Source organism: Cupriavidus consociatus (assembly GCF_017814975.1).
In the GTDB taxonomy this organism is placed as follows: domain Bacteria; phylum Pseudomonadota; class Gammaproteobacteria; order Burkholderiales; family Burkholderiaceae; genus Cupriavidus; species Cupriavidus consociatus.
Map to the genome: position 1 here is coordinate 212,734 of NZ_JAGIQA010000015.1, position 6,000 is coordinate 218,733.

Genomic DNA, 6,000 nt, shown 5'->3' on the forward strand with positions numbered 1-6,000 from the left:
TCTCGCCACCAAATTACCTCCTGCTATCCGGTGCGATTTCCATGGCACGATACCTTCAATTTGTGGCCCGGGCCTTCTGCGTCGGCGCCATCATCGTGATCGTCGCCATTGTCTCCCGCCAAATATATCTGCGCAGTGCCGCAGAGACAGACGTAGCCGATGCGGATGAGGAACCTCCGACAATCATGTTGATCCACTGCGAGACAATGCACGATCGTCTGCAGCATGAGCACAGTTCGTCTGTGGAGGCCGACACGCGGCCGCGGGCGCGTTGTTGGGAGTCCTGAGTTCGATGCAGCCGACACTCAGCCGAGGTGATGCCGGCGGGGTGTTCGTTTCAGGATGGGCACAGGATTTGCGCTTGCTTCGCCCCCGCGTGACTACTTTCCCCTTAGCCTTCTTACAGGCAATGCCAGCAGATCCCCTGCTGGCGGTCCAGACGCCACCACGGGCCAGTGGTAGGGAGAAGACCCGAATCCAGGCGAACAAAGAAGAAAAGCCCGCTGCAAGGGCGGGCTGTAATCCCTTCGGTGAAAGGGAGGAGACGAGGGTGAGTATAAACCCTAATGCAGAAATTCTGCAGAGCATGGCAGGAGCCGTCGGGTAGTGCCAATCCGCTACTTTCATGATGATGAAAGTATAGATATGGCGATGCTAGCAAACGGTGCAATAGGCAAGATCTTGCCGTTGCCGCCGGTTGAATTCGCAACCCAAAGCGGCCGGTGAATATCTCAGGAAGCGCCCATTCAAAGATCGGAGGGGGCTAGTTTCAGACGTAGCTGCTTGGCCAAGGTCTTGGCAACGGGCGATTCCCGCACCGCGCCCCGCAGAAGTTTTTTATTGGATTCGGACAGCGAGCCCTCATGATCGATCTCGACGCCGAAGTTCGAATCAGTCTCGAGGCGCTCAATGGCGGCCTTCACGCCGAATCCTGTGGAGGTCACGCCTGCCCATTGTCCCACTATGTCAGGCGATGACCATCTACTCTGCGGCAGGCTGCTCGCGCATGCGACGGGCTTCGTCGCGCAGGAACTGCTGGTAATCGTCCAGATCGCCATCGAAGGGCTCGACGCCGCCCTTGGTGACCAGCCAGAACTCGTCACATACGGCGCGCAGCAGGGCGCGGTCGTGACTGACCAGCATCACTGTGCCTTCGAATTCGTTGAGCGCCATGCCTAGCGCTTCGCGTGTGGCCAGGTCAAGGTGGTTGGTAGGCTCGTCGAGCAGCAGCAGGTTGGGGCGCTGCCACACGATCATGCACAACACGAGCCGCGCCTTTTCGCCGCCGCTCATCGTGCTAACCGGCTGATGGACCATGTCGCCACTGAAGTTGAAGGTGCCGAGGAAGGTGCGAAGGGATTGTTCGGTTCCGCTCTGGCCAGGGGCGCGCATGTGAGCCGGCGTGTCCTTGGCAAGGCGAATCATGTGTTCCATCGGCGTATCGAGCGGGCGCAGCACGTCGAGTTCCTGCTGTGCGAAGTAGCCGATATTCAGGCCTTTGCCTTCGCTGATTTCGCCGGCAATCGGCGCCAGCGCGTGCGCCACCGTCTTCACCAACGTGGACTTGCCTTGGCCGTTCGCACCGAGAATGCCGATGCGCTGCCCGGCCAGCACGGAACGGTTGATGCCCCGCACAATGACCGTGGGCGGCGTGCCCGGCAGTGCGCCTGTCGGCGCCGGGTAGCCGAAGCTCGCGTCCAGCATCGACAACAGCGGATTCGGGACGTTGAGCGGCTCCTTGAACTCGAAGTTGAACTCTGCGTCGGCAAGCACCGGTGCGATCTTCTCCATGCGTTCGAGCGCCTTGACCCGGCTCTGCGCCTGCTTCGCCTTCGAGGCCTTGGCCTTGAAACGGTCGATGAATTTCTGCAGGTGGGCGATCTTGTCCGCCTGCTTGGCCATCGCGGCCTGCTGCAATACGAGCTGCTCAGCGCGCATGTCTTCAAACTTGCTGTAGTTGCCGCCATAACGCACGAGCTTGGCGTTGTCGACGTGCACCGTCACCTGCGTCACCGCATCGAGGAATTCGCGGTCGTGGCTGATCACTACCAGGGTTCCTTGATAGCGCTTGAGCCAGGCTTCCAGCCAGACCAGCGCGTCGAGGTCGAGGTGATTCGTCGGCTCGTCGAGCAGCAGCAGGTCGGACGGGCACATGAGCGCGCGCGCCAGTTGCAGTCGCATGCGCCAGCCGCCGGAGAAACTGTTGACCGGCTGACTAAGCTGCGCAGCACTGAAGCCAAGGCCCAGGATCAGCGCTTGGGCACGTGCGGGGGCATCGTGTGCACCGGCGTCGTGCAGGGCCATGTAGGCGTGCGCCATGCGCATGCCGTCGTCGTTGGCCTCGGCGGCGGCTACTTCGGCCTGCGCGGCCAATAGCACGGTATCACCCTCGACTACGAAGTCGGTCGCGCTCTGCTCGGTCTCCGGCATCTCCTGCGCGACCTGGCCCATCTTCCATGCAGCGGGAATCGAGAACTCGCCGCTGTCTTCGTGCAGCGTGCCGTTGAGCAGGCCGAAGAAGGAGGACTTGCCGGCGCCATTGCGGCCGACAAGTCCGATCTTTTCGCCGGGGTTGAAGGTGACGGACGCGCGGTCGAGTACGGCATTGACGCCACGACGCAGCGTGACATTACGGACGGAAATCATAGGGAGCTACTTCGGAGAGGATTGGCATGATAGCCGAACGGACGTGCAGGGCTGTCGCTTTTCTGGCCGCACGCGTGAGGAGCCGCTTGTGCTTTGCGGCGCCCACCGGCCGCGTTGCAGAAGAGGGCGAAGGTCCGACAACGTTGCACTTATCGCGTCGTCACCATGCCTAGATGCCCACGGGCTCACGGCAGCCCTTGCCGATGAATATGCCCATTCGGCACAGCGTCATACCACAGCGCAGCGGACTTCACGAAAGCCCGGATTGTCGGCGGCGCCTAAACCGTGATACAAGATAGTCACACGTCTGGCGCAGGCCGGCGGCGTCTAAATTTGGTCTTCTTTGGAATTCAGAACATGGCAACAGGTACCGTCAAGTGGTTTAACGATGCGAAGGGTTTTGGGTTCATCACGCCGGACGACGGCGGCGATGACCTGTTCGCGCACTTCTCCGAGGTTCAGGGAAGCGGCTTCAAATCGCTTCAGGAAGGTCAGAAGGTCAGTTTTGAAGTCAAGCAGGGCCCCAAGGGGAAGCAGGCAGCGAGCATCAAACCGCTGTAAATTTTCTGCTCTGTGAACGCGTCCTGTCAGGGCAGCGATCAGGCCTATGCGTAATCGCTAGCGGGTGCGGAGCAGGGCGTCGAAAGGGGCGCGCGCCTCCGCACTTGCTCAACGCTCGAGAAAGGGCCTCAACTTGTCAGCGCGACTGGGATGCATCAGTTTGCGCATCGCCTTGATCTCGATCTGACGGATCCGCTCGCGCGTCACGTCGAACTGCTTGCCGACCTCTTCAAGCGTGCGATCGGACGTCGTATCGAGCCCGAATCGCATCCGCAGGACCTTGGCCTCGCGCGGCGACAACCCGTCGAGTGCCTCATCGATCGCGGCGCGCATGTTCGCGTGAATCGCGGCCTCAGCTGGTGAACTCGCAGAGACATCCTCAATCATGTCGCCGAGCGTCGCGTCGGCGTCGTCGCCCACGGGGGTCTCGAGCGAGACCGGTTGCCTCGCGCTCCTGAGGATACTGCGCACTTTTTCCTCGGACATCTCCATGCGCTCGGCGAGGACGGCGGGATGCGCTTCCTGCCCCGTGTGTTGCAGGAATTCGCGCGAAATCCGGTTCAGCTTGTTGATCATCTCGATCATGTGGACCGGCACACGAATGGTCCGCGCCTGATCGGCAAGTGCACGCGTGACAGCCTGCCGCACCCACCAGGTGGCGTACGTCGAAAATTTCCAGCCGCGCCGGTATTCGAACTTGTCCACCGCCTTCATCAGGCCGATATTGCCTTCCTGGATCAGATCCAGGAACTGCATACCCCGGTTCACGTATTTTTTGGCAATTGAAATGACAAGCCGAAGATTCGCTTCGATCAGCTCTCGCTTGGCCTGCCGCATTTTTAACTCCGCGGCACTCATCTGGCGATGGATCCGCTTGAGCTGCTGGAGCGGCAACGAGACCCTGGCCTCGATGTCGATGAGTTTCTGTTGGGCGGCCTGAATGGCCGGCAGATGTCGCTTGAGCGCCGCGCCAGACTGCCGCGAAGTCGCCGCCATCTGGCTGGTCCATTTAAGGTCGGTCTCGTGGCCCGGGAACGACTCGACAAACGCCTCGCGCGGCATGCCGCAACGATCGACGGCGATCTCCAGGATGCTGCGCTCGATCGCACGAACCTCGGCAACCTGTTCGTGCACACTGGCACACAGGCGGTCGATAGTCTTGGCCGTAAAGCGGACCGGTGCCAGTTCGCGCTGGATCTCCGAGCGCAGTTTCGCAACGGCTGCAGAACGGGCTCTCCCAGCAATGGGTACATCCGGCAGCTGCTCGAACAGTGCCCGCACGCGCGCGAAAATCGCCAGACCGTCGAGCGTGAGTTGTTCGAGGCGGGCTGCGTTCGCTTTCTCCGGATCGCCGGCGTCCGTTTCAGCATCATCACCGTCCGGGTCATCGTCGGAGGCGTCTGCTTCCACTTGAGCTTCATCGGACTCTAGCGTTATTTCGCTTTCGTTCAAGTCGTCGCTGATGCCAGCGACCAGTTCGTCGATACGCAGTTCGCCGGCAACGATGCGGTCCACATCTGCAAGAATCGTGGACACGACTGACGGGCAGGCGGCGATCGCCTGAATCATGTCCTGCAGGCCGCCTTCAATGCGTTTGGCGATCTCAATTTCACCGGCGCGTGTCAGCAGTTCACTGGCGCCCATTTCGCGCATGTACAGTCGGACCGGATCAGTCGTGCGGCCGAATTCAGAATCCACCGTCGACAGTGCAGCTTCCGCTTCCTCATCCGCCTGATCGTCGGATGCCGCGGCAGGCCCGGCATTGCTCAACAGGAGTGTTTCCGCGTCGGGCGCCTGCTCATACACGGCCACTCCCATGTCGCTGAATGTGCTGACGATCATCTCCATCGCAGCAGTTTGCGTAAAGTTATCGGGCAGGTGATCGTTGATGTCCGCGTGGGTGAGATAACCGCGCTCGCGGCCAAGCGCGATCAGCGCGCGCATCTGGCGTTGACGCTCCTCGTCCTGGCGCGCCATGGACGCGATCTCCACCGGTGTTGCGACTGCTTGGATCTTTTCTTTTGGAGAGCGGCGGCCGGTCTTTGATGTGACCGGGATCGAGCGGGATGCTGAATCGTCGCGAACTGAATTTGCCAATACACTCTCCTCGACAGATTGGCCGACGATCGTCGCGGACATGACGGCTGGTTAAGCCCGTCGGGGTGCGAACGAAATCGTGGAATGACGCACGGACATTTGAGGCCGGAATGCCTCCCGGAGTCCAGTGTGCGCAGAATGGGGATTTTGAATAATACCATAGGTCGTTGTGCAGTGCAATATGCGATTGCCACTGGTTTGCCAACAGTCATCGGACTGATTCCCGTCGCTCATGCTGTCTGGCGCTTCCTCCGGTAGCCATGGCCTCGCGGCGGGCAACAAGTGATAAAAGAGGCTCTCCAAATTCCCCTTCCAAAAAGACTTGCAAGTTTGCCGTTCAGGCATTAGTATTCGCCCCCTTGCAAGGCACCGCGCAACGTGGGGGGAAAGACCTGCAAGGCCGTGGGGGGAAAGACCTGCAAGGCGTTACTCGCCAGAATAAAGATTTTTTCGAAAATGATTGATTGATCGAAGAAATTTCTTTATAGTCTCGCTCCTTCGCTGCTGACAAAGCAGCGACGCGATAAGCAAAGCAAATCGCGAAAGTTCTTTAACAAACAAACACCGATAAGTGTGGGCGCTTGATTAACGGATGCGAAAGACTTCGGTCTTTTAGCTTACAAGTTATACAGTGCTCGCACAGCAAAACGTGACTGGGTCTTCGGATCTGGTCAGTCAGTTTTCTGAGAGTGAGCG

General features: G+C 59.8%; 4 protein-coding genes. 1 reads left to right on the forward strand and 3 read right to left on the reverse strand.

The features are described from left to right. Window positions 1-746: 746 nt before the first annotated feature. Both J8I82_RS21470 and J8I82_RS21475 read right to left on the reverse strand, forming a co-directional pair. Window positions 747-923, reverse strand: coding sequence for a hypothetical protein (locus tag J8I82_RS21470; RefSeq protein ID WP_209760930.1), 177 nt, complete (start codon window positions 921-923; stop codon window positions 747-749). A 58-nt stretch (window positions 924-981) separates the two neighbouring features. Next, window positions 982-2,646: an ABC-F family ATP-binding cassette domain-containing protein gene (locus J8I82_RS21475; protein ID WP_209760931.1), complete on the reverse strand. Its 1,665-nt coding sequence runs from the start codon at window positions 2,644-2,646 to the stop codon at window positions 982-984. A 357-nt stretch (window positions 2,647-3,003) separates the two neighbouring features. Between J8I82_RS21475 and J8I82_RS21480 the strand changes: the two genes are divergently transcribed. Beyond that, window positions 3,004-3,207 (forward strand): cold-shock protein, encoded by a 204-nt coding sequence (locus tag J8I82_RS21480; RefSeq protein ID WP_115666647.1) that lies wholly within the window; start codon window positions 3,004-3,006, stop codon window positions 3,205-3,207. A 108-nt stretch (window positions 3,208-3,315) separates the two neighbouring features. Here J8I82_RS21480 and rpoD read toward each other — a convergent pair whose 3' ends face one another. Then, window positions 3,316-5,346: an RNA polymerase sigma factor RpoD gene (gene rpoD / locus J8I82_RS21485; RefSeq protein WP_209760932.1), complete on the reverse strand. Its 2,031-nt coding sequence runs from the start codon at window positions 5,344-5,346 to the stop codon at window positions 3,316-3,318. Window positions 5,347-6,000 lie beyond the last annotated feature (654 nt).

Bases quoted from the DNA above. Each gene is read 5' to 3' on its own strand.
- J8I82_RS21475 (WP_209760931.1), bottom strand. From the start codon at position 2,646: ATGATTTCCGTCCGTAATGTCACGCTGCGTCGTGGCGTCAATGCCGTA.
- J8I82_RS21480 (WP_115666647.1), top strand. From the start codon at position 3,004: ATGGCAACAGGTACCGTCAAGTGGTTTAACGATGCGAAGGGTTTTGGG.
- rpoD (WP_209760932.1), bottom strand. From the start codon at position 5,346: ATGTCCGCGACGATCGTCGGCCAATCTGTCGAGGAGAGTGTATTGGCA.